This is a genomic window from Ramlibacter sp. G4-7 (assembly GCF_057784995.1).
In genome coordinates this window covers 203,388-221,495 of record NZ_JBYNTT010000008.1, presented here as the reverse complement: position 1 = coordinate 221,495, position 18,108 = coordinate 203,388, and the positions used below count along the sequence as shown (strand labels likewise).

Here is an 18,108-nt window from a genome sequence, read left to right as displayed (position 1 = left end):
GTTTGTCTCCTGCTGTCTTTGCGCGGCGCGGAAAACTCATTTGCCGCCGGGCGCTTTCCCAAATTATGGCCGCGCCCTAGAGTCGGCGGCCAGGAGAGCTCCGATGCGCAACCTTACCCAGGACAACATCACCCAGGCGGTCATCGCCCGGCTGGCGGACACGCCCGATCCGCGCCTGAAGGAGATCATGACCAGCCTGGTGCAGCACCTGCACGCCTTCGCGCGGGAGGTGAAGCTGACCGAGGAGGAGTGGTTCCAGGGCATCGATTTCCTCACGCGCACCGGCCACATCACCGACGACAAGCGGCAGGAGTTCATCCTGCTGTCGGACACGCTGGGCCTGTCGATGCTGACCATCGCCATGAACAACGAGAAGCCGGCGGGCTGCACCGAGTCCACCGTGTTCGGACCCTTCTACGTGGAGGGTGCGCCCGCTTTCGACCTGGGCGAGGACGTGGCCAACGGCGCCGCCGGCATCCCTTGCGTGGTGCGCGGCACGGTGCGCGGACGCGACGGCGAGCCGGTGCCCGGCGCGGAGATCCACGTGTGGCAGGCCGATGCCGAGGGCAAGTACGACGTGCAGCGCGCCGGCCTGGACGGCCACCAGGCCCGTGGCGTCCTGCACGCGGACGGCCAGGGGCGCTACCACTTCCGCTCCATCCTCGCCGAGGCCTATCCCATCCCGGACGACGGCCCGGTGGGCGACATGCTGCGGGCGACCAGGCGCCATCCGTGGCGGCCGGCGCACCTGCATTTCATGATCAAGGCACCGGGTTACGAAACGCTGATCACGCACGTCTTCCGCAATGGCGACGCCTACCTCGACTCGGACGCGGTGTTCGGCGTGCGCCAGTCGCTGGTCGCCGACTGGGTGAAGCAGCCCGACGGCAGGTACCTGGTGGAGTACGACTTCGTGCTCGCGCCGCAGACCGGGCAAGCGCGTTGATCCGCCACATCGTCATGTGGAACGTGCGTGGCGCCACCCGCGACGAGAAGCTCGCCAACATCGGCCGGCTGAAGGAGGCCTTCCTGGGGCTGCGCGGGCGCATCCCCGGCCTGCTGCACCTGGAAGTCGGCGTCGACACGAGCGGCGTGGACTACGCCTGCGACGTGGTGCTGGTGAGCGACTTCGCATCGCAGCAAGCGCTGGACGCCTATGCCGCGCACCCCGAGCACCTGCGCGTGCGCACGGAGCTCGGCGACGTCCGCATCGCCCGCCACCAGGTCGACTACCCGATCCCGGACACGCCATGACCCACACCCTGATCCGCGGCGCCACCATCCTCACCATGGACCGCCAGGGCGACCTGCCGCAAGGCGACCTGCTGGTGCAGGACGAGCGCATCGCCGCCATCGCACCGCGGCTGCAGGCGGACGACGCGGAGGTGGTCGACGCCACCGGCTGCATCGTGATCCCCGGCCTCGTCAACGCCCACATGCACACCTGGCAGACCGCGTTGCGCGGCGTGGCGGCGAACTGGACGCTGCTGGAGTACTTCCAGAAGATGCATGCGGGCCTGGCCACCGCCTTCGCCGCCGAGGACCTGTACATCGCCACCCGCATGGGGGCGCTCAACCAGCTGAACTGCGGCACCACCACGCTGGCCGACTGGTGCCACAACAATCCGACCCCCGCGCACAACGACGCGGCCATCGAAGGCCTGCTGTCCACCGGCATTCGCGCGGCCTTCTTCCACGGCACGCCCAAGCCCGATCCCAAGCCGGGGCAGGTGCCGTTCTGGGAAGTCCCGCACCCCCGCGCCGAAGTCGAACGGCTGCTCAAGGCCCACCAGGGCAACGCGCTGCTGTCGATCCAGGCGGCCGTGCTGGGGCCGCACTATTCGACCCTGGACGTGGCGATGCAGGACTTCCGCATGGCCCGCGAGCTGGGCCTCATCGCCTCGCTGCACCAGGGCGGCGGCGCCGCCCGCACGCCGGACGGCTGGGAGCGGCTGGAAGCCGCCGGCCTGCTGGGCCCCAACATCAACATCGTGCACGGGCACGCGCTCTCGGACGAGCAGCTGCAGCGCTTCTGCGCGCTGGGCATGAGTTTTTCCGCCGCCGCCGAGAGCGAGATGTCGCAAGGCCATGGCCACCCGCTCACGGGGCGGCTGCGCCAGTACGGCCGGGCGCCCTCGCTGGGCGTCGACCTGGAGAGCGTGCTCTCGGGCGACATGCTCACGCAGGCACGGGTGGCGCTGGGCATCCAGCGCAGCCTGGACAACGTCGCCTACCGCGCGCAGCACGGCACCATTCCGCCCACGTCCACCATCACCACGCGCGAGGCGCTCTCCTGGGTGACGGTGGAAGGCGCGCGCATGCTGCAACAGCTCGACCGCATCGGCACCCTGGCGCCCGGCAAGCAGGCCGACCTGGTGGTGATCCGCGCGAGCGACCTGAACATGCAGCCGGTGCACGATGCGGTGAGCAGCGTCGTCTTCCAGGCATCGCTGGCCAACATCGACAGCGTGATGGTCGCGGGCAGGTGGAAGAAGAGGGCGGGGCGGCTGCTGGCGGGCGACCTGGCGGCGGACCTGCGCACGCTGCGCGCCTCCGGAGAGAAGATCACGCGCGCGATGGGCTTGCTGCCGGGTTGAGGCGCCGCGCGCGCAGTCAAGCCGCGCATTATCGACGCTGCCGCGCCCGGCGGCAACGGGCATAAGACGGGATTGCGGTGACCCGGGCGAGGGGCAAGATGCCACACCCCCGAACGGCCATGAGCCCCGCGCCCCCTTCCCCCCTCCCGGCCGACGCTGCGGGCACCGAAGCCCTCGCCCTGGCCATCGCGCTGCCGCGCCGGTCGCAGGTGGTGCTGGTGATGGACCTGGTGGAATCGGTCCGCCTGATGGCCGCGGACGAAACCGCCGTCGTCGGGCATTGGCGCGGCTTCGTGCAGCACGCGACGGCGAGCGTCCTGCCGCGCCATCGCGGCCGCCTGGTCAAGAGCCTGGGCGACGGGATCATGGCCGTGTTCGACTCCGCGCACGACGGCGTCGCTGCGGCGCTGGAGCTGCACCGCCATTTCGATCGCGCCAACGAGGCGCTGGCGGAGGAGCGCAAGCTCTACCTGCGTGCCGGCCTCAACGCCACCACCGTGTTCGTGGACGACATCGACATCTACGGCGCGGGCGTGAACCTCGCGGCCCGCATCGCCAGCCTGGCGGGCCCGGGCGAGACCATGGTCACCGTGGAGGTGCGCGACGACCTCGTCGAAGGGCTGGACGCGCGGATCGAGGACATGGGCGAGTGCTACCTCAAGCACGTGGCGCAGCCCGTGCGGGCCTTTCGTGTCGGGGAGGCCGGGCCGCGGCCCTTGCTGGCCTCGACCATCGATTACGGCTCGGCCCTGCAGCCGACCATTGCCGTCGTGCCCTTCGCCTCGCGCATCGACGAGCAGCATGCCTTCGCGATCGGCCACCTGATCGCGGACGGGGTCATCGCCCATCTGGGCGGCAACGCCACCTTGCGCGTCATCTCGCGCCTGTCGTCGGCGGCTTTCCTCGGGCGCGAAGCGACGCCGCAGCAGGTCAAGCAGCAGCTCGGGGCGGCCTATGTGCTCACCGGCAGCTTCGTGCCCGGCGGCAACGCCCCGACCGACCTCATCCTCATCCAGGGCTCCCTCCTGCACGGCGGCAGCGCGGAGGTGATGTGGACCGACCGCTTTTCCGTTCCCCTGGCCGACCTGTGCGCGGTCGACAGCGAAGCGTGCCTGCGGCTCGCGGCCGGCGTGCACACCTGCATCCTGGAGACCGAGGCGCGGGCGGCCTCGCGGCAGCCCTTGCCGACGCTGGCCAGCTACTCGCTGCTCCTGAGCGGCATCCGCCTCATGCACCGGTCCACTAGCGCGGACATGGCGCTGAGCCGCAAGGTGCTCGAGCACCTGTCGGAGCGCCACCCGCGGCACGCGGAGCCCTACGCGTGGCTGGCCAAGTCCTTCCTGATCGAGGCGATCTCCAGTTCCACCGACACGCAGGGCAACACCGAGCGCGCCCAGGGCATTTCCCGCGACGCGCTGGAACGCTTCCCGCACCACGCGCTGGCGCTGGCCGTGCAGGCGCACGTGCTCACGCACCTCGAAGGCAAGCCGCAGGAGGCCACCGACAAGATCGCGGCGGCGCTGGAGGTCGATGCCAACGAGCCGCTCGCCTGGTTGTTCAAGAGCGTGCTGTCCGCGATGTGGGGCGATCCGGCCGAAGCCGTGCAGGAAGCGGCGCGCGCACAGGCGCTGTCGCCGGCCGATCCGCTGCAGTACTACTTCAAGCTGATCGCGGCGGCGGCCTGCACGGCGAACCAGGACTATGTGACAGGCACCGCGCTGGCGCGCGAGGCCTTGCGCCTGAACCGCTACCACACGCCCACCTGGCGCGTCCTGATCACGAACCAGGTGTGCAGCGGGGACGTCGAAGCTGCCCAGGAGTCCGCCCAGGAGCTGCTGCGGCTCGATCCGTCCTTCTCGCTGCGCACCTACGTCGCGGCCAAGACGGCGTCCAGCCGAACCCGTCGGCATTTCCTCGCGGCCGCGATGGAGGTGCCGGTTCTCCGGTCCACCCTGTGAGGAGAGAAGATGGCCAACGCCCTGATCCGCAACGCGCTGAGCGCACGCTTCGAGAAGAACCGCCTCAAGCTGATGGCGGAGGTGGGCCACCGCATGCCGTACCAGGTGCAGGCCCTCATGAGCGGGGGCTACAGCGGCGGGTATAGCGGCGGGTATAGCGGCGGCTACAGCGGCGGGTACAGCGGAGGGTATGGAGGCGCTCCCGCCGTCGGCGGGGAGCTGCTCTGGAGCGACGCGCTCGTGAGCACCCGCGCCGGCATCGAGCCGCCGCAGGTCGGCGCGCCGCGCGACACCATGCGGGCGTGGAGGCCGGGACACGACGACGACAAGAAGCTGCCCCGCTGGGACGCCTGGGTGCACGCCGAGATCATCCTGCCCGAACTCACGCGGCCGCTCACCTTCGCCACGACGAACACGAGCGTTTCCGTGCAGCTTTCCACGGTGCCGGCGTTCACCCTGGACAAGCCGGGCGAAGCGACCTACACCAGCCAGCTCGATGGCGTGCTCAGCGAGTTCGGCGAGCGGCAAAAGCGCAGCCGCGAGATCGTGCTGCAGGCGGCCAGCACGGCGCCCTTCTGGTCCACGATCGTGCCCGTCGGCGCGCAGACGCCCGCGACCCTCAGCGTGCTGGGCGTGGCGCAGCGGCTCGCCCTGGCCATCGAGATGCGCTTCAAGCACGAATTCGCCGCCTGGCGGCCTTCCGAGCGCTCGGCGATGGTGCAGCCCATGATCCCGGTGCCGCGCCACGGCTCCTATCCCATGGGCCATGCCTGCGAGGCGCACATCGCGGCCAGGGTGCTGGCCGAGCTGGTCCGCGTCCCGGGCAGCGTGGACCCGTACTGGGGCGCGATGGAACAGCAGCTCATCGCGCTGGCGGACCGCATCAGCCGCAACCGCGTGGTGGCGGGCGTGCACTTCCCGATCGACACCGAGGCGGGGCAGGCGCTGGGCAGCTGGCTGGCGGAGTATTTCCTGGCCAGTTGCATCGGCGAGGCATCGGTGCGCATCCACGCAAAGACGTACACGCCCGGCGCCGGCGCCATCCAGGGCCCGTACCTGGACGTCGTGGGCGGCGGCGTCGCGGGCGCCGACATCGTCAAGCTGCCCAGGCAGGACGCCCTGGAGGCCTTGTTCGAAGCCGCGCGGCTGGAATGGGCCGGCTTCCGGCCGGGGGCGTGATCCATGGCGCAGCTCGATCCCTACCTGCAGATCGCGAGGCAGACGGGTTTCGTCGACTACCACCCCAACTACGGGGCCGCCACGCGGCTGGACTTCCTGCTGGAACTCGCTGCCGGCGGCGCTGCCACGCTGCGCGCGGCGGCGGCCGGTGCGGGCGGCATCCTGGTCAACGAGGCGCACCTGGATGCGAACTCCGCGTTCGTCACCGCGCGCATGACCTTGCAGGAGCTCGACGGCCTGGTTGCGGCGGGGGCGATCGAGCGCGTCGAGCTGGCCGAGAGCGTGCGTCACCAGCGGACGCTGTGGCCCAAGGACAAGGCCTTCGACGACGCGGCGCGCACGGTGCCGCCGTTCGAGGCGAGCCGCTCCTCCGCCACGCTGGCGGCGATCATCGATGACGGCTGTCCGTTCGCGCATGCGGAGTTCCGCAAGCCCGATGGGGTGACCACCCGCGTCGTGGTGCTGTGGGACATGGATCCGAATCCGGAGTTCGCGCATCCGCAGTCCGGTGCTCCCGGCGGATTCTTCCGCGGCCGCGAAGTGCCGGGCTCGCAGCTCGACGCCTGGATGGCGGCCGCCACCACCGGTGGCGTGCTCGACGAAGACAGATGCTATGCCGCCGCGGGCTACTCCACCGTGCTCAACGCCTCGCTCACGCACGGCAGCCACCTGCTGGGCCGGTTCGCGGGAAAAAGCTATACCCGCGCGGGTGGGGCGCCCGACGCCGCGGCCACTGCCGACATCGCCTTCCTGCAGATTCCGCGGCGCTCGCTGGAAGCGCCGGACGGCGGCTCCATGCACGCTTGCATCCTCGACGGCCTGCGCTACCTGCGGCGCGTCGCGGAGAAGAGCCACTACCAGAAATGCATCGTGACCTGCGCCATGGGCAGCCTGCTCGGGCCGCACGACGGCACGTCGCTGTTCGAGCGCGCGCTCGACGCCTTCCTGGCGGAGCCGGGCATCCCGTTCACCCTCGTGTTCGCCGCCGGCAATGCGGACGGCCAGCGCCTGCATGCGGAGCTGTCGCCCGATGCGCAGGGCAAGGCTTCCGTGCTGTGGATGCTCCCCGGGGACAACGAAGCAGCGAGCTTCGCCGAGTTGTGGGTGCCGGCAGGCGCCAGCGGCGTGGCGTTCACCGCGACCGCGGACGGCGCCACGCAGGTCCTGGCCGGCGGGGCTTTCGCCCCCGTGGGGCCGCGGCTGGTGGCGGTGCAGACCGGCGAACGCCTGACGCTGCGTTACGCGCCGACGCGCAGCAGCGAGCTGCAGACACCCGCCGGGCAACAGGGCTTCGCCAGCGTCCAGGTGGAATGGACAGGCGGCGGCACCGTCCACGGCTATGTCGCCTGGGGCGGGGAGAACCTGGGCTGCCCGCGTTCGACCAAGCAGACGGAATGGCGGGCCGCTCCCGCCGCGACGGGCACGCTGGTGCACGGCGGCGGGACCTTGCTCGGCGATGCATGCGGCACGAGCGCAGCCATCGTGGTGGCCGGTGGCTACGTCGGGGCGAACAATGCGGCGCACCGCGCGCGTGCCGCGTACTCCAGCACCGGACCGATCCGGGCCGCGCACAGGAAGGGCCCCACCTGCCTGGCGCTGAGCGACGAGGACTCCGCCGTGCAAGGCATTCCCGGGCCGGGCACGCGCAGCGGCTCCACCCGCGAATACGTCTGGGGCACCAGCGTGGCCGCGCCGCAGGTCGCGCGCGCGCTCGTCAATGGCGAGGCGCTGCCGACGCGAGGTGCCTCGCCGCTGCCGCCCGAGGAAGAGGTGGGGGAAGGCTTCCTGTCGTGAACGGGAAACGCGGCCGGCCTGGCAGCGGGTAGCGGGCGTGCTCAGGGCGCGGTGGATTCCTGCGCCGGCTCATCCGTGTCAGGCGAAAAGTCGCCCAGGCGTCCGAGCAGCAGCAGGCCGGACACGATCACCAGTGTCTTGAGCAGCATGACGCGCTCCGAGGCCGGCCCCGGCGGCAGCGCCCAGGCGTTCTGCAGCACCGGGCTGGTCGCCAGCAGCACGGCCGCCAGCATGCCCGTCCAGCGGGCGTCGTCGCGCGCCAGCGCCGCGATGCTCAGGCCCAGGACGGCCGACAGGGCGACCGCGGCCCACAGCAGGGGCCAGGGCGCACCCTTGGCGTGGATGTAGCCGATGGCGCCCCAGACGCAGGAGGCCACCGCCAGGCGCATGGGAGGCGCACCCGGGGCCGGGCCCCGGGCGCGCCGCGCCGCCTTGCGGGCGGGCGCTGCGGTCGCTTGCATGACGCTCACTCGGCCTTGGCGAGCTCCGTGACCGGCTTGCGGACAACCGCCATGCGGGCCATGTAGCTGGAGCCGCTGTCCTCGGCGGAGTAGGCCGCCACGCTGGTGCGTGCGGCCAGGTAGCCGGCCGTGGCTTCGGCGCGCGTCATGGCGCTGGGCGCATGCGCGAGCTGGTCGTAGTCGTCGGCCCAGGGATTGACGCCCGAGCGGCGGAACTGCTGCAACTGCTCCTGCACCTGCGCGCGCGACAGCGTGGAGGTGAACGGGTGCGGATCCGCGGTGATGTCGTCGGCAAACGCGGTGCCCGCGGCGGCGCAGGCGGCGGCGATGACGGTAGCGAGATAGCGGTTCATGATTTCTCCATCAGGGTTGAGGGCCGTCGGCAGGCTTTCCGGCCGCCGACCCACGAAGGATGGAGAGGGACGCGGGATCGCGCAGTGCGCTTACGCACCGGACTTCGCATGTGGCCCGCGGCCGGGCTGGCCGTGCGCGAGCCGCTGCAGGCGCTCGGGGTCGCGCACGACCAGCGCGGCGCCGTCCTTGGCGAGCACGCCCGATTTGACGAGGGCCGAGAGCTCGCGCGTGATCTGCTCGCGGTAGCTGCTCACACGGTGCGCCAGTTCCGCGTGGCGCGGCGCGGGATCGATGCGCAGGGAACCTTCGGGCGCGCCGCCGGCGGCCGCGAGACGCAGCAGCTCCATGCACACGCGCTGCTGCACGTTGAGGGTGCTGACTTCGACCACCCGGTCCACCAGCGAGCGCACGAGCCCCGTCAGGCGCAGCAGCACCCGTTCGTTGACCTGCCACTCGGCGCGCAGCAGCGCGCGGAAATCGGCGGGCCGCATGGAGGCGAGCAGCCCCGGGGTGAGGGCCACCACGTCCGCCGAACGCGGGAGGCCGTCCAGCGCCGCGATCTCGCCGAAGGAGCTGCCCGCGGCCAGCTCGCGAAAGCTGGTCTCGCGGCCGCTGGAGGCATAGGTGGTCACGCGCACCGTGCCGCCGACGATGAAGTGCACGTCGCGGTCCGGGTGTTCGCGCGCGACCAGGCGCTGGCCCGCCTCGTAAGGCCGCCACGTGCACTGGCGCGCGATGTCGTCCAGGCGGGCGGCGTCCACGCCCTGCAGCAGGTCGATCTGCCGCAGCCCCAGGCTGGACGGTTGGCTGGCACCGCTCATGTCGATCCCTTCCGCTGGCCCCGACTCTGGCCCACCTTGGCGATCGCCGCAAGGAGGGTCCCCACGGCCGGCTTCGCTCGCGCCCGGGCTTGTGGCAATCTAGCGCGCATGGACACGATGCAGCCCTTGCGCACCACCACCGCCGGCGTCCTCGAGGTCGCGTGGCACGAAGCCGGTCCCGCGGACGGCCCGCCCGTGTTCCTGATGCATGGCTTTCCCTACGACATCCATTCCTACGTGGAGGTCGCGCCGATGCTCGCCGCGCAGGGCTGCCGCGTGATCGTGCCCTACCTGCGCGGTTACGGCCCGACGCGCTTCCTGCGCGCGGACACCATGCGCTCGGGCGAGCAGGCGGCGCTGGGCGCGGACCTGCTGGCGCTGATGGACGCGCTGCGCGTGCCGCGCGCGGTGCTCGCCGGCTACGACTGGGGCGGTCGCGCGGCTTGCGTCGTGGCGGCCCTCTGGCCGCAGCGTTGCTCGGGGCTGGTCTCGTACAACAACTACAACATCCACGACGTCGCGCGCGCGATGGAGCCGGACACGCCGGAGAACGAGCGCAAGTACTGGTACCAGTACTACTTCCACTGCGAGCGCGGGCGCGCGGGCCTGGCGGCGCACCGCCGCGCCTTGACCAGGCTGCTGTGGGAACTGTGGTCGCCCAGCTGGGACTTCGACGATGCCACCTTCGAGCGCAGCGCGGCGGCCTTCGACAACCCGGACTTCGTCGCGGTGGTGATCCACTCCTACCGCCAGCGCTACGGCCTGGAGGCCGGCGATCCTGCTTACGCCGACATCGAGCGGCGCCTGGCAGCGCAGCCGGTCATCGGCGTGCCCACGATCACCTTCGATGGCGCCGACGACGGCGTCCGCGCACCCGCACCCGAGAGCGCCCATGCCCGCTTCTTTTCCGGGCCCCGCTCGCACCGCATCGTGCCCGGCGCCGGACACAACCTGCCGCAGGAAAAGCCCCGGGTCTTCGCCGACGCGGTGCTCGAACTGGTGCGCGCCGTGCGCTGAAGTCCCTGCTGGGCGTAAGCCGTTGCGCTGCCAGGCAGGGGCTGCGCGCCTACCCTGTTCGTCCATGCCCGTTGGCACGTGGCGCGGCCGCCATCGACCATTCTTGGGACCAGCCCAAGACGACGAACGGACCCCGCACATGTTGCAGCAGCCGGATGCATTCCTCACGCACACGATCAGCCTGGCGAGCGCCTACGGCGAAGTCGTCGCCTCCGAACAGGTGACGGCCGGCGAGCTGCAGGACGCGCTGCGCCGCTTCTACAACCAGGCGGTGCACTGCGCCAATTCCGTCGTCGTGCTCGACGGCGTGACCCAGAGCCGCAACACCTTCCTGGAGTTCGTGCGGCACTTCAACGATTCGGCCGAGCGCGCTGCCCGCCTGCACGCCGCCTGATCGCGCCGCCGCTTGGCCGCGCCAGGGGTGAGCTGCCCGGCCGAGCACGCCGAGGCGCGTCAGCGGAACAGCACTTCGGTCACCCGCGCCCGGTAGAAGGGGAAGTACGCCGGGGTGCCGAAGAAATTCCCGCCGTCGACGCGGAAGGGCAGCGTGTAGCCGTCGACGACGCGAAAGTCGCCGAGCTCGCCGCCGAAGGGCTGCAGGCGGAACACGCGCTGCGGATTGGCGTCGCTCCAGCGCGGCATGCAGACCCATTGCGGCTGGCCGCGCGCATCCACCCGGAGATCCACTTCCTGCTCCATGCCGCCGTGGCGCACCAGTGCGCGCGCGGTGTCCCCATCCACGGCGGTCCAGCGCACGCCCGCCTGCGGCAGCAGCGAAGCGGGCGCCCAGATCGCCGCTTCCGCGACCACGCGGCCGAAGCAGGCGCGCAGGTGATCCGGCGTGCCGCCGGCGCGCACGAGCGGCAGCCAGCCGAGCCAGCCGAAGCGCGTCCACGACCGATCGCGCACCATGCCGTCGGACCCGGACAGCCGCAGCAGGCCGCGGCCCACCTGCACCTCCCACAGGAGTCCCTCGGGCGCGGCGAGCACCTGCCGCGCGCGCATGGGCTGGTAACGGGCAGGCGTGCCGCTGCCGAGCGCGAGCTCGCCCTCCATCGCCAGCTCCACCACGCCCGACAGGCGGGTGCCGGGCGCGATCGCGTGCAGGAAGTAGCGCCGCGCGGGCTCCGGCAGGTCCGCCACCAGCGCCGGGTCGAAGCGCGCCGGCAGCGGCAGCCGGAAGGCCAGCAGCGCCGCACGCGCGTCCCCGGGGCCACGCAGGCTCACAAGGCCTTCCACTCCGGGATGCAATGGCGTGCCAGCGCAGTGACCCAGAAGGGTTCGGACGGATCGAAAGCCAGGCCGAGGGCGGGGCTGACCAGGAAGCCGGCACGCTCGAATGCGTCCGGATCCTGGCGGCGCACGAAGGCCGCGAGCGTGGCGAAGGGGACCGAGACATTGCCCAGCGTGATGACCTCGGCCTCCAGGGTGATCTCCTCCAGCCGGCCGCAGTCCTGGAAGCGGTAGACGATGTCGCCGTAGTCCAGCTCGTTGAGGCCGACGTCGTTGCGTGCCGCGCGCCAGGGCAGGCCGCGGGCGCGCCGCAGGTCCTCGGCGGAGTCCGTGAACCGCGTGCCGTCGACCTGCACGTAAGGATCGAGCTTCATGCGCTTCCTAGGCCGCCGTCCCCGCCGCGCGCCGGATGATTTCGGCGAAATGCTTGAGCACCGGCGAGCGGGTCGCGCCCTTGGGCCACAGCATGCCCGGAGTGCGGATCGGCGTGGGGTCTTCCAGCGGAATCACGCGCAGATCGGCGGACTGGGAAACCGCCGTCTCGGTGATGATCCCGGCCAGGTCGGTCTGGCGGATCAGCTCGATCATGGGTGCGACCGAATTCATCTGCGCCACCACCAGCGGCTCGGCCCCGGCCTGGTCGAAGCAGTCGTCGAGCAGCTTGCGCGTGAGGAACTGCGGCGGCAGCAGCACCATGCGCACGTTGTGCAGTTCCGCCATGCGCACGCGCCGGCGCTTGCCCAGGGGATGGTGCACCCCGACCACCAGCCGCAGTTCTTCCCGGTAGAGCGGCTCGAACCAGAGGTCGCCGCCGTCGCCCGGCGGGTAGGAGACGGCGATGTCCAGATGCCCGGAGCGCAGCCGCTTGAGGATGGGCGCGGCGGCGAGTTCCTCCACCGACACCGCGATGCCGGGGTAGTGGTTCAGCAGCGTGGCCACGCACTGCGGCACCATGCGCGTGTTGAAGCTGGGCGTGGTGCCCAGGCGGATGCTGCCGGTGATGGCCTCCCCGGGCTGGCGCAGCGCCTGCACGCCGAGGTCGATCTGCTCCAGCGCGGGCGTCATGTGGCTGCGCAGGATTTCGCCGGCCTCGGTCAGGCGCACCTGCCGGCCGCTGCGGTCGAACAGCGGCGTGCCCAGCTCTTCCTCGAGCTGCCGGATCTGGTGCGACAGGGTGGACTGCGTGACGTGCAGCCGCTCGGCCGCGCGCGTGAAGTTCAGGGTTTCCGCTATCGCGTCGAAGTAGCGCAGGTGCCGAAGCTCCACTCAGACCTCCATTCAGGAAGAAATCGCCCCGAGCGCGCTGCCGGACCGCGTGCCACCGCAGAACCGGCTTTGCCCGGCCGCTGGTGGCGCCCCCTCGAGGGGGAGGCGCCGCAGGCGCTTCGGGGGGAGCCATCTAGGGTCCGCCCGGATTGCGATCGATGGCATCGATCATAGCCGTTGAAATTCATCACTTTCCAGCCCGGCGGAGCGCTCCTAGACTGCGCCCCGAATCCACAGGAGACACGCATGGCCCAGGCTGAAGTGAGCGATTTCGCGCAGGCGGTGATCGACCGCATGGCGGAGTGCAAGGACCCGCGCTTGCAGCAGGTCATGAGCTCCCTGGTCAAGCACGCGCACGCCTTCATCCGCGAGGTGGACCTCACGCCGGACGAGTGGATGGCGGGCATCCAGTTCCTGACCGAGACCGGCCAGAAGTGCGACGAGAAGCGCCAGGAGTACATCCTGCTGTCGGACACGCTGGGCGTCTCGATGCTGGTCGTGGCGCTGGCGCAGGCGCGCGGCGCCAGGGCGCTGGCCGACCAACCGGGCGAGCGGCCCACCGAGGCCACGGTGCAAGGACCGTTCTTCTGGCCGGGCGCGCCGAAGAAGGAGCTGGGCGAGGACATCGGCGCCGGACTCGGCGAGCCCACGCTGTACCACGGGCGCGTGACCGACACCTACGGCAAGCCGGTCGCCGGCTGCGTGGTGGACGTGTGGTCCGGTGACGAGGGCGGCCTGTACGACATGCAGAAGGGCGACGAGATGAGCCTGCGCGCGCAGTTCCGCACCGACAAGGACGGCAACTACCGCTTCTGGTCCATCAAGCCCACCTACTACCCCGTGCCCGGCGACGGCCCCGTCGGCCGCATGCTGGACAAGATGGGCCGCCACCTCAATCGCCCGGGCCACATGCACATGATGCTGGACGCGCCGGGGCACGAGAAGCTGGTCACGCACATCTTCGTCAAGGACAGCCCTTACCTGGATTCCGACGCCGTCTTCGGCGTGCGCAACAGCCTCATCGTGGAGTTTCCCAAGCACCAGCCCGGGACGGCGCCGGACGGCCGGCGCATGGACAAGCCGTACTACACGGCGAAGTACGACTTCAGGCTGGTGCCGTCGGGGCGGTGACACGCGCGCCGGGCGCTGGGGTCCGCTTCGTTCCCCGCCACCTCGCAGGCGCCTGCCTCCTCGCATCGGTATCCGTAGGGTGGTGGTGAGCGCCAGCGAACCCCACCGACCACGCACAAACATCGGGAGAATCCCATGAAGATCGGCAAGGCCACCGTGCCGCGCTCGGCCATCACCACGTCCAACGCGGACACCATCGTCGTGCGCGGGCAGGACCTGTCGCGCGACGTGATCGGGCAGGTGAATTTCGCCGACTACTTCCACTTCCTGCTCACGGGCCGCAAACCGGACGCGGCCAGCAGCGCCGTGCTCAACGCCACCCTGGTCGCCATCGCCGACCACGGCCTGGTGCCCAGCGTGCAGGCGGCGCGCATGACGTATGCGGCCGCGCCCGAGGCACTGCAGGGTGCGGTCGCGGCCGGCATCCTGGGTTGTGGTTCGGTCATCCTCGGGGCCTCTGAATCGGCGGGCCGCCTGTTCGTCGAGATCGATGAAGAATCGAAGAAGCGCGGCGGCGACCTGCGCGAAGCGGCGCGCGCGGTCATCGCCGGCCGGCGCGAGCGCAAGCAGTCCATCCCCGGCTACGGCCACCCCGAGCACAAGGAGCGCGACCGCCGTGTCGATGCCTTGTTCGCGGTGTCGCGCCAGGCCGGCGGCGGCCAGCACTTCGTCGAGATCGCGCAGATCGTCGAGGACCTGATCCCCGGCATCGTCGGCAAGGACCTGAAGCTCAATGTCTCCGCGGCCATCCCGGCGGTGCTGCTCGGCGTCGGCTTCCCCGTGGGTGCCTTGAAGGGCGTGCCCATCCTGGCGCGCACCGCGAGCCTCATCGCCCACCTGAACGAGGAAATGAGCGATCCCATCGGCTTCGCCCTGTCCTACCAGGCCACGCGGGAGTACGAATACACCGGCACCATGCCCCAGGAGCGCAAGTGATCAAGGTGCTGGACGGCGTGCGCGTGCTGGAGCACGGCACCTTCATCACGGGCCCCGCGGCTTCCATGCTGCTGGCCGACCTGGGCGCCGACGTCGTGAAGGTGGAACTGCCCGGCACCGGCGACCCCTTCCGCGCCTTCAAGGGAGGCCTCTATTCGCCGCACTACCAGACGGTCAACCGCAACAAGCGCAGCGTGACGCTCAACACCAAGCAGCCGGCGGACCTGGAGAAGTTCGACGCGCTGGTGAAGGACGCCGACGTCTACATCCAGAACTTCCGGCCCGGCTTCGCCGAGCAGATCGGCACCGGCTTCGAACGCCTGCGCGGCATCAACGAGCGCCTGATCTACTGCGCCATCAGCGGCTTCGGCTCCACCGGCCCGGCGGCGCAGCGTCCCGCCTACGACAGCGTCGCCCAGGCGGCCAGCGGCTTCCTGCGCCTGCTGGTGAACCCCGGCAACCCGCGCGTGACCGGTCCTGCGATCGCCGACCTGGTGACCGGCTTCTATGCCGCCTACGGCATCCTGGGCGCGCTGTACGACCGCGAGAAGACCGGCACGGCGCGCAAGGTGGAGCTGTCGATGTTCGAGGCCATGACGCACTTCAACCTCGACGCCTTCCAGCACCTGTTCTCGGCCAACGAGGTGATGGGCCCCTTCAGCCGGCCCAGCGTCTCGCAGTCCTATGTGCTGGAGTGCAGCGACGGCAAGTGGGTCGCGCTGCACATGTCCTCGCCCGAAAAGTTCTGGCAGGGCCTGGCCACCGCCATGGAGCGCGCGGACATCTTCCAGGACGAGCGATTCGCCAGCCGCCAGGGCCGCATCGACAACCAGGAGGCGCTGATCCAGGTGCTGCGCCCCGTCTTCCGCCAGCACGACCGGGCCGAGTGGTGCCGCCGGCTGGAGGCCAACGACGTACCGCATTCCCCGATGTACACGACCGCCGAAGTGCCCGAGGATGCGCAGGCGAAGCACCTGCAGCTGTTCGTGGAGACCGAGCACCCGGTGGTGGGCACCTTCCGGACGGTGCGCTCGCCGGTGTCCTTCGACGGGGAGCGGCCCGTGCAGGTGACCGCGCCGCCCGTGCTGGGCGAACACAACGAAGAACTGGCCGCCGGCTGGAAGCCGCGCGGCGCCACGCAGAAGGAGACCCGCAAGTGAGCCACCGCCGTACCGTCCTTGCCGCGCTCGCGGCCCTCGCGCTCGCCGCGCCCCTGGCCGCGAACGCGCAGCAGGACTATCCGGCCCGGCCGGTCCGGCTGGTGGTTCCCTTTGGTCCAGGCACAACCACCGACATCATCGCGCGCGTGTTCGCCGAAGGCATGGCCAGGCCGCTGGGGCAGGCCATCGTGGTGGAGAACCGCGCCGGCGCCGGCGGCAACATAGGCGCCGACCTCGTGGCGAAAGCGCCGGCCGACGGCTACACCATCGTGATGGGCACGGTGGGCACGCACGCGATCAACCCGGGCCTGTACCGCAAGATGCCATACGACGCGCAGAAGGACTTCGCGCCCATCGGCTTCGCGGGCTACACGCCGACGCTGCTGGTGGTCGCAGCCAACTCGCCGTTGCGGAACCTGAAGGACCTGCAGGCCGCCGCGCAGAAGAGCGGCGGCATCAGCTTCGCGTCGGCGGGCAACGGCACCTCGGGCCACCTCGCCGGCGAGCTGCTCAAGGCGCGCCTGGGCGGCGAGATGGTGCACGTGCCCTACAAGGAAGGCGGCATGGCGCTGTCGGACGTGATGGCGGGCCAGGCGCAGTTCATGTTCTACCACCCGGCCGCCGTGCTGCCGCAGATCAAGGCAGGCAAGCTGCGCGCGCTGGGCGTCTCCAGCGCCAGGCGCACCGGCGCCGCGCCCGACGTGCCCACCATCACCGAACAGGGCTACGGCGAGTTCGACCTGGTTGCCTGGTTCATGCTCTATGCGCCCGCGGCCACGCCCGCTCCGGTGCTGGCGAAGCTGCGCGAGGCGGTGGCCCAGGCCGTGGCGAACCCGGACACGAAGGCCAAGCTCGCCGCGCAGGGGCTGGAAGTGCCCCTGCTCAAGCCGGAGGAGCTCGGCGCCTTCGGCCGCACCGAACTGGCGAAATGGTCCGAGCTGGTCAAGCGCTCGGGCGCGCAAGTGGACTGAGCCGGTACCCCGAACAAGCAAAACAGGAGACAAGCCATGACCCTCTCTCGCCGCAACCTTCTCACCGCCGCCGGCGCCGCGCTGGCGCTGCCCGCGTTCGCCCAGGGCCAGCCGATCCGCATCGGCAGCACCCTGGCCCTCACGGGCCCGCTGTCGGCCACGGCGCTCACCCACAAGCTGGTGGGCGAGATCTACATCGAGCAATTGAACAAGCGCGGCGGCCTCCTCGGGCGGCAGGTGCAGTGGGTGCTCAAGGACGACCAGTCCAAGGCGGACCTCGCGCGCACCCTGTACGAGCAGCTGGTGACCAGCGACAAGGTCGACCTGCTGATGGGGCCCTATGCGACGGGCGCCATCCTCTCCGCGATGGGCGTGGCCCAGCGCTACAACAAGGTGCTGGTGCACCACACCTTCGGCATCCCGTCGCAGGCCAAGTACGACATGCAGTTCCCGGCCTGGTCGCTGGGCCCCGATCCGCAGAACACGGTGTCCAACTCGCTGTTCGACATGCTGGCGCAGTCGAAGAAGCCGCCCAGGACGATCGCCATCGTCACGAGCAAGTTCCCCTCCATCCACTTCATGTCGCTGGGCGGGCGCGAGGTGGCGAAAAAGCGCGGCCTGAAGGAGGTGCTGTTCCTCGAATGGGAATTCGGCAACCGCGATTTCGGCCCCATCGCCGCGCGGGTGAAGGACGCCAACCCGGACCTGGTGTGGATCGGCGACATCGGCCTGGAAGGCAACATGCTGCTCGATGCGATGAAGAAGATCGACTACACGCCGCCGCTGCACTTCCACATGTACCCCGCGCCCGGCCCCATGACCAAGTCGCCGGAAGGGGACAAGGCGCTGTCGGTGACCATCTTCGAGGAGCATCCGCCCTTCATCAACCAGGGCACGGCGGCGGAATTCGTGAAGGTCTTCAACGAGCGCGCGGCCGCCGCGGGCTTGCCGGACACGCACGTGGAAGTGCAGGCCGCCGCCTCGTACTCCGCCTGGCAGATCCTGGAAGCCGGCGTGCGCGGCGCCAACAGCCTGGACGACAAGAAGATCGCCGAGTACCTGCGCAAGAACAAGGTCGACACCATCCAGGGGCGGCTGCGTTTCGACGGTCCCGGCAACTACGGCGACGACCTCATGAAGATCAAGCAGGTGCAGGGCGGCACCTGGAAGGTGGTGTGGCCCACGTCCTTCGCCGCGCCGGGCGCGACGCTGCAGCTGCGATGACCCCCG

At 70.6% G+C, this 18,108-nt stretch carries 19 protein-coding genes; 13 read left to right on the top strand and 6 right to left on the bottom strand.

Annotated elements, in window-relative coordinates:
- The first annotated feature begins 103 nt into the window (after positions 1–103).
- The 6 genes from AC3EGR_RS13435 (at position 104) to AC3EGR_RS13410 (ending at position 7,528) form a co-directional block, all read left to right on the top strand.
- Positions 104–946 (top strand): intradiol ring-cleavage dioxygenase, encoded by an 843-nt coding sequence (locus tag AC3EGR_RS13435; RefSeq protein WP_488546987.1) that lies wholly within the window; start codon positions 104–106, stop codon positions 944–946.
- Entirely contained in the window at positions 943–1,254 is a 312-nt protein-coding gene (locus AC3EGR_RS13430) for a Dabb family protein (RefSeq protein WP_488546986.1), read from the top strand. Before AC3EGR_RS13435 ends, AC3EGR_RS13430 begins: the two co-directional genes overlap by 4 nt.
- On the top strand, positions 1,251–2,597 hold the full coding sequence (locus tag AC3EGR_RS13425) for an amidohydrolase family protein (RefSeq protein WP_488546985.1): 1,347 nt from the start codon (positions 1,251–1,253) through the stop codon (positions 2,595–2,597). Before AC3EGR_RS13430 ends, AC3EGR_RS13425 begins: the two co-directional genes overlap by 4 nt.
- 119 nt (positions 2,598–2,716) lie before the next feature.
- Positions 2,717–4,555, top strand: a complete 1,839-nt coding sequence (locus AC3EGR_RS13420) for an adenylate/guanylate cyclase domain-containing protein (protein WP_488546984.1) — start codon at positions 2,717–2,719, stop codon at positions 4,553–4,555.
- A 9-nt stretch (positions 4,556–4,564) separates the two neighbouring features.
- Positions 4,565–5,734, top strand: coding sequence for a phosphatase PAP2 family protein (locus AC3EGR_RS13415; protein ID WP_488546983.1), 1,170 nt, complete (start codon positions 4,565–4,567; stop codon positions 5,732–5,734).
- Positions 5,735–5,737: 3 nt separating this feature from the next.
- Positions 5,738–7,528, top strand: coding sequence for a S8/S53 family peptidase (locus tag AC3EGR_RS13410; RefSeq protein ID WP_488546982.1), 1,791 nt, complete (start codon positions 5,738–5,740; stop codon positions 7,526–7,528).
- A 41-nt stretch (positions 7,529–7,569) separates the two neighbouring features.
- Here AC3EGR_RS13410 and AC3EGR_RS13405 read toward each other — a convergent pair whose 3' ends face one another.
- The 3 genes from AC3EGR_RS13405 to AC3EGR_RS13395 all read right to left on the bottom strand — a co-directional run bounded on the left by AC3EGR_RS13405 (position 7,570) and on the right by AC3EGR_RS13395 (position 9,164).
- Positions 7,570–7,989, bottom strand: a complete 420-nt coding sequence (locus AC3EGR_RS13405; RefSeq protein WP_488546981.1) for a hypothetical protein — start codon at positions 7,987–7,989, stop codon at positions 7,570–7,572.
- Positions 7,990–7,994: 5 nt separating this feature from the next.
- Complete coding sequence (locus AC3EGR_RS13400) at positions 7,995–8,342, bottom strand: DUF4148 domain-containing protein (RefSeq protein WP_488546980.1); 348 nt, start codon at positions 8,340–8,342, stop codon at positions 7,995–7,997.
- Positions 8,343–8,432: 90 nt separating this feature from the next.
- Positions 8,433–9,164, bottom strand: a complete 732-nt coding sequence (locus AC3EGR_RS13395; protein WP_488546979.1) for a Crp/Fnr family transcriptional regulator — start codon at positions 9,162–9,164, stop codon at positions 8,433–8,435.
- A gap of 108 nt (positions 9,165–9,272) precedes the next feature.
- Here AC3EGR_RS13395 and AC3EGR_RS13390 point away from each other — a divergent pair, with 108 nt between their 5' ends.
- Both AC3EGR_RS13390 and AC3EGR_RS13385 read left to right on the top strand, forming a co-directional pair.
- Positions 9,273–10,181, top strand: a complete 909-nt coding sequence (locus AC3EGR_RS13390; RefSeq protein WP_488546978.1) for an alpha/beta fold hydrolase — start codon at positions 9,273–9,275, stop codon at positions 10,179–10,181.
- Between the two features lie 139 nt (positions 10,182–10,320).
- Positions 10,321–10,575 (top strand): hypothetical protein, encoded by a 255-nt coding sequence (locus AC3EGR_RS13385; RefSeq protein ID WP_488546977.1) that lies wholly within the window; start codon positions 10,321–10,323, stop codon positions 10,573–10,575.
- A gap of 59 nt (positions 10,576–10,634) precedes the next feature.
- Here AC3EGR_RS13385 and AC3EGR_RS13380 read toward each other — a convergent pair whose 3' ends face one another.
- Genes AC3EGR_RS13380 through AC3EGR_RS13370 form a run of 3 tightly spaced genes read right to left on the bottom strand, consistent with a single transcriptional unit; the run spans position 10,635 to position 12,680 of the window.
- Positions 10,635–11,408 (bottom strand): DUF6544 family protein, encoded by a 774-nt coding sequence (locus AC3EGR_RS13380; RefSeq protein ID WP_488546976.1) that lies wholly within the window; start codon positions 11,406–11,408, stop codon positions 10,635–10,637.
- Positions 11,405–11,788 (bottom strand): hypothetical protein, encoded by a 384-nt coding sequence (locus AC3EGR_RS13375; RefSeq protein ID WP_488546975.1) that lies wholly within the window; start codon positions 11,786–11,788, stop codon positions 11,405–11,407. The genes AC3EGR_RS13380 and AC3EGR_RS13375 overlap by 4 nt, the downstream gene beginning before the upstream one ends.
- Before the next feature lie 7 nt (positions 11,789–11,795).
- Entirely contained in the window at positions 11,796–12,680 is an 885-nt protein-coding gene (locus AC3EGR_RS13370; RefSeq protein ID WP_488546974.1) for a LysR substrate-binding domain-containing protein, read from the bottom strand.
- A 246-nt stretch (positions 12,681–12,926) separates the two neighbouring features.
- Here AC3EGR_RS13370 and AC3EGR_RS13365 point away from each other — a divergent pair, with 246 nt between their 5' ends.
- From AC3EGR_RS13365 to AC3EGR_RS13345, 5 genes are all read left to right on the top strand, one after another.
- Positions 12,927–13,811, top strand: coding sequence for a dioxygenase family protein (locus tag AC3EGR_RS13365; RefSeq protein WP_488546973.1), 885 nt, complete (start codon positions 12,927–12,929; stop codon positions 13,809–13,811).
- A 135-nt stretch (positions 13,812–13,946) separates the two neighbouring features.
- Complete coding sequence (locus tag AC3EGR_RS13360; RefSeq protein WP_488546972.1) at positions 13,947–14,747, top strand: citryl-CoA lyase; 801 nt, start codon at positions 13,947–13,949, stop codon at positions 14,745–14,747.
- On the top strand, positions 14,744–15,907 hold the full coding sequence (locus AC3EGR_RS13355; RefSeq protein ID WP_488546971.1) for a CaiB/BaiF CoA transferase family protein: 1,164 nt from the start codon (positions 14,744–14,746) through the stop codon (positions 15,905–15,907). Before AC3EGR_RS13360 ends, AC3EGR_RS13355 begins: the two co-directional genes overlap by 4 nt.
- Positions 15,904–16,878, top strand: coding sequence for a Bug family tripartite tricarboxylate transporter substrate binding protein (locus tag AC3EGR_RS13350; RefSeq protein WP_488546970.1), 975 nt, complete (start codon positions 15,904–15,906; stop codon positions 16,876–16,878). The genes AC3EGR_RS13355 and AC3EGR_RS13350 overlap by 4 nt, the downstream gene beginning before the upstream one ends.
- A 36-nt stretch (positions 16,879–16,914) precedes the next feature.
- Positions 16,915–18,102 carry an amino acid ABC transporter substrate-binding protein gene (locus AC3EGR_RS13345; RefSeq protein ID WP_488546969.1) on the top strand — a complete coding sequence of 396 codons (1,188 nt, stop codon included), beginning with the start codon at positions 16,915–16,917 and terminating at the stop codon, positions 18,100–18,102.
- The last annotated feature ends 6 nt before the right edge of the window (positions 18,103–18,108 follow it).

Bases quoted from the DNA above. Each gene is read 5' to 3' on its own strand.
- AC3EGR_RS13435 (WP_488546987.1), top strand. From the start codon at position 104: ATGCGCAACCTTACCCAGGACAACATCACCCAGGCGGTCATCGCCCGG.
- AC3EGR_RS13425 (WP_488546985.1), top strand. From the start codon at position 1,251: ATGACCCACACCCTGATCCGCGGCGCCACCATCCTCACCATGGACCGC.
- AC3EGR_RS13420 (WP_488546984.1), top strand. From the start codon at position 2,717: ATGAGCCCCGCGCCCCCTTCCCCCCTCCCGGCCGACGCTGCGGGCACC.
- AC3EGR_RS13415 (WP_488546983.1), top strand. From the start codon at position 4,565: ATGGCCAACGCCCTGATCCGCAACGCGCTGAGCGCACGCTTCGAGAAG.
- AC3EGR_RS13410 (WP_488546982.1), top strand. From the start codon at position 5,738: ATGGCGCAGCTCGATCCCTACCTGCAGATCGCGAGGCAGACGGGTTTC.
- AC3EGR_RS13405 (WP_488546981.1), bottom strand. From the start codon at position 7,989: ATGCAAGCGACCGCAGCGCCCGCCCGCAAGGCGGCGCGGCGCGCCCGG.
- AC3EGR_RS13400 (WP_488546980.1), bottom strand. From the start codon at position 8,342: ATGAACCGCTATCTCGCTACCGTCATCGCCGCCGCCTGCGCCGCCGCG.
- AC3EGR_RS13395 (WP_488546979.1), bottom strand. From the start codon at position 9,164: ATGAGCGGTGCCAGCCAACCGTCCAGCCTGGGGCTGCGGCAGATCGAC.
- AC3EGR_RS13390 (WP_488546978.1), top strand. From the start codon at position 9,273: ATGGACACGATGCAGCCCTTGCGCACCACCACCGCCGGCGTCCTCGAG.
- AC3EGR_RS13385 (WP_488546977.1), top strand. From the start codon at position 10,321: ATGTTGCAGCAGCCGGATGCATTCCTCACGCACACGATCAGCCTGGCG.
- AC3EGR_RS13375 (WP_488546975.1), bottom strand. From the start codon at position 11,788: ATGAAGCTCGATCCTTACGTGCAGGTCGACGGCACGCGGTTCACGGAC.
- AC3EGR_RS13365 (WP_488546973.1), top strand. From the start codon at position 12,927: ATGGCCCAGGCTGAAGTGAGCGATTTCGCGCAGGCGGTGATCGACCGC.
- AC3EGR_RS13360 (WP_488546972.1), top strand. From the start codon at position 13,947: ATGAAGATCGGCAAGGCCACCGTGCCGCGCTCGGCCATCACCACGTCC.
- AC3EGR_RS13345 (WP_488546969.1), top strand. From the start codon at position 16,915: ATGACCCTCTCTCGCCGCAACCTTCTCACCGCCGCCGGCGCCGCGCTG.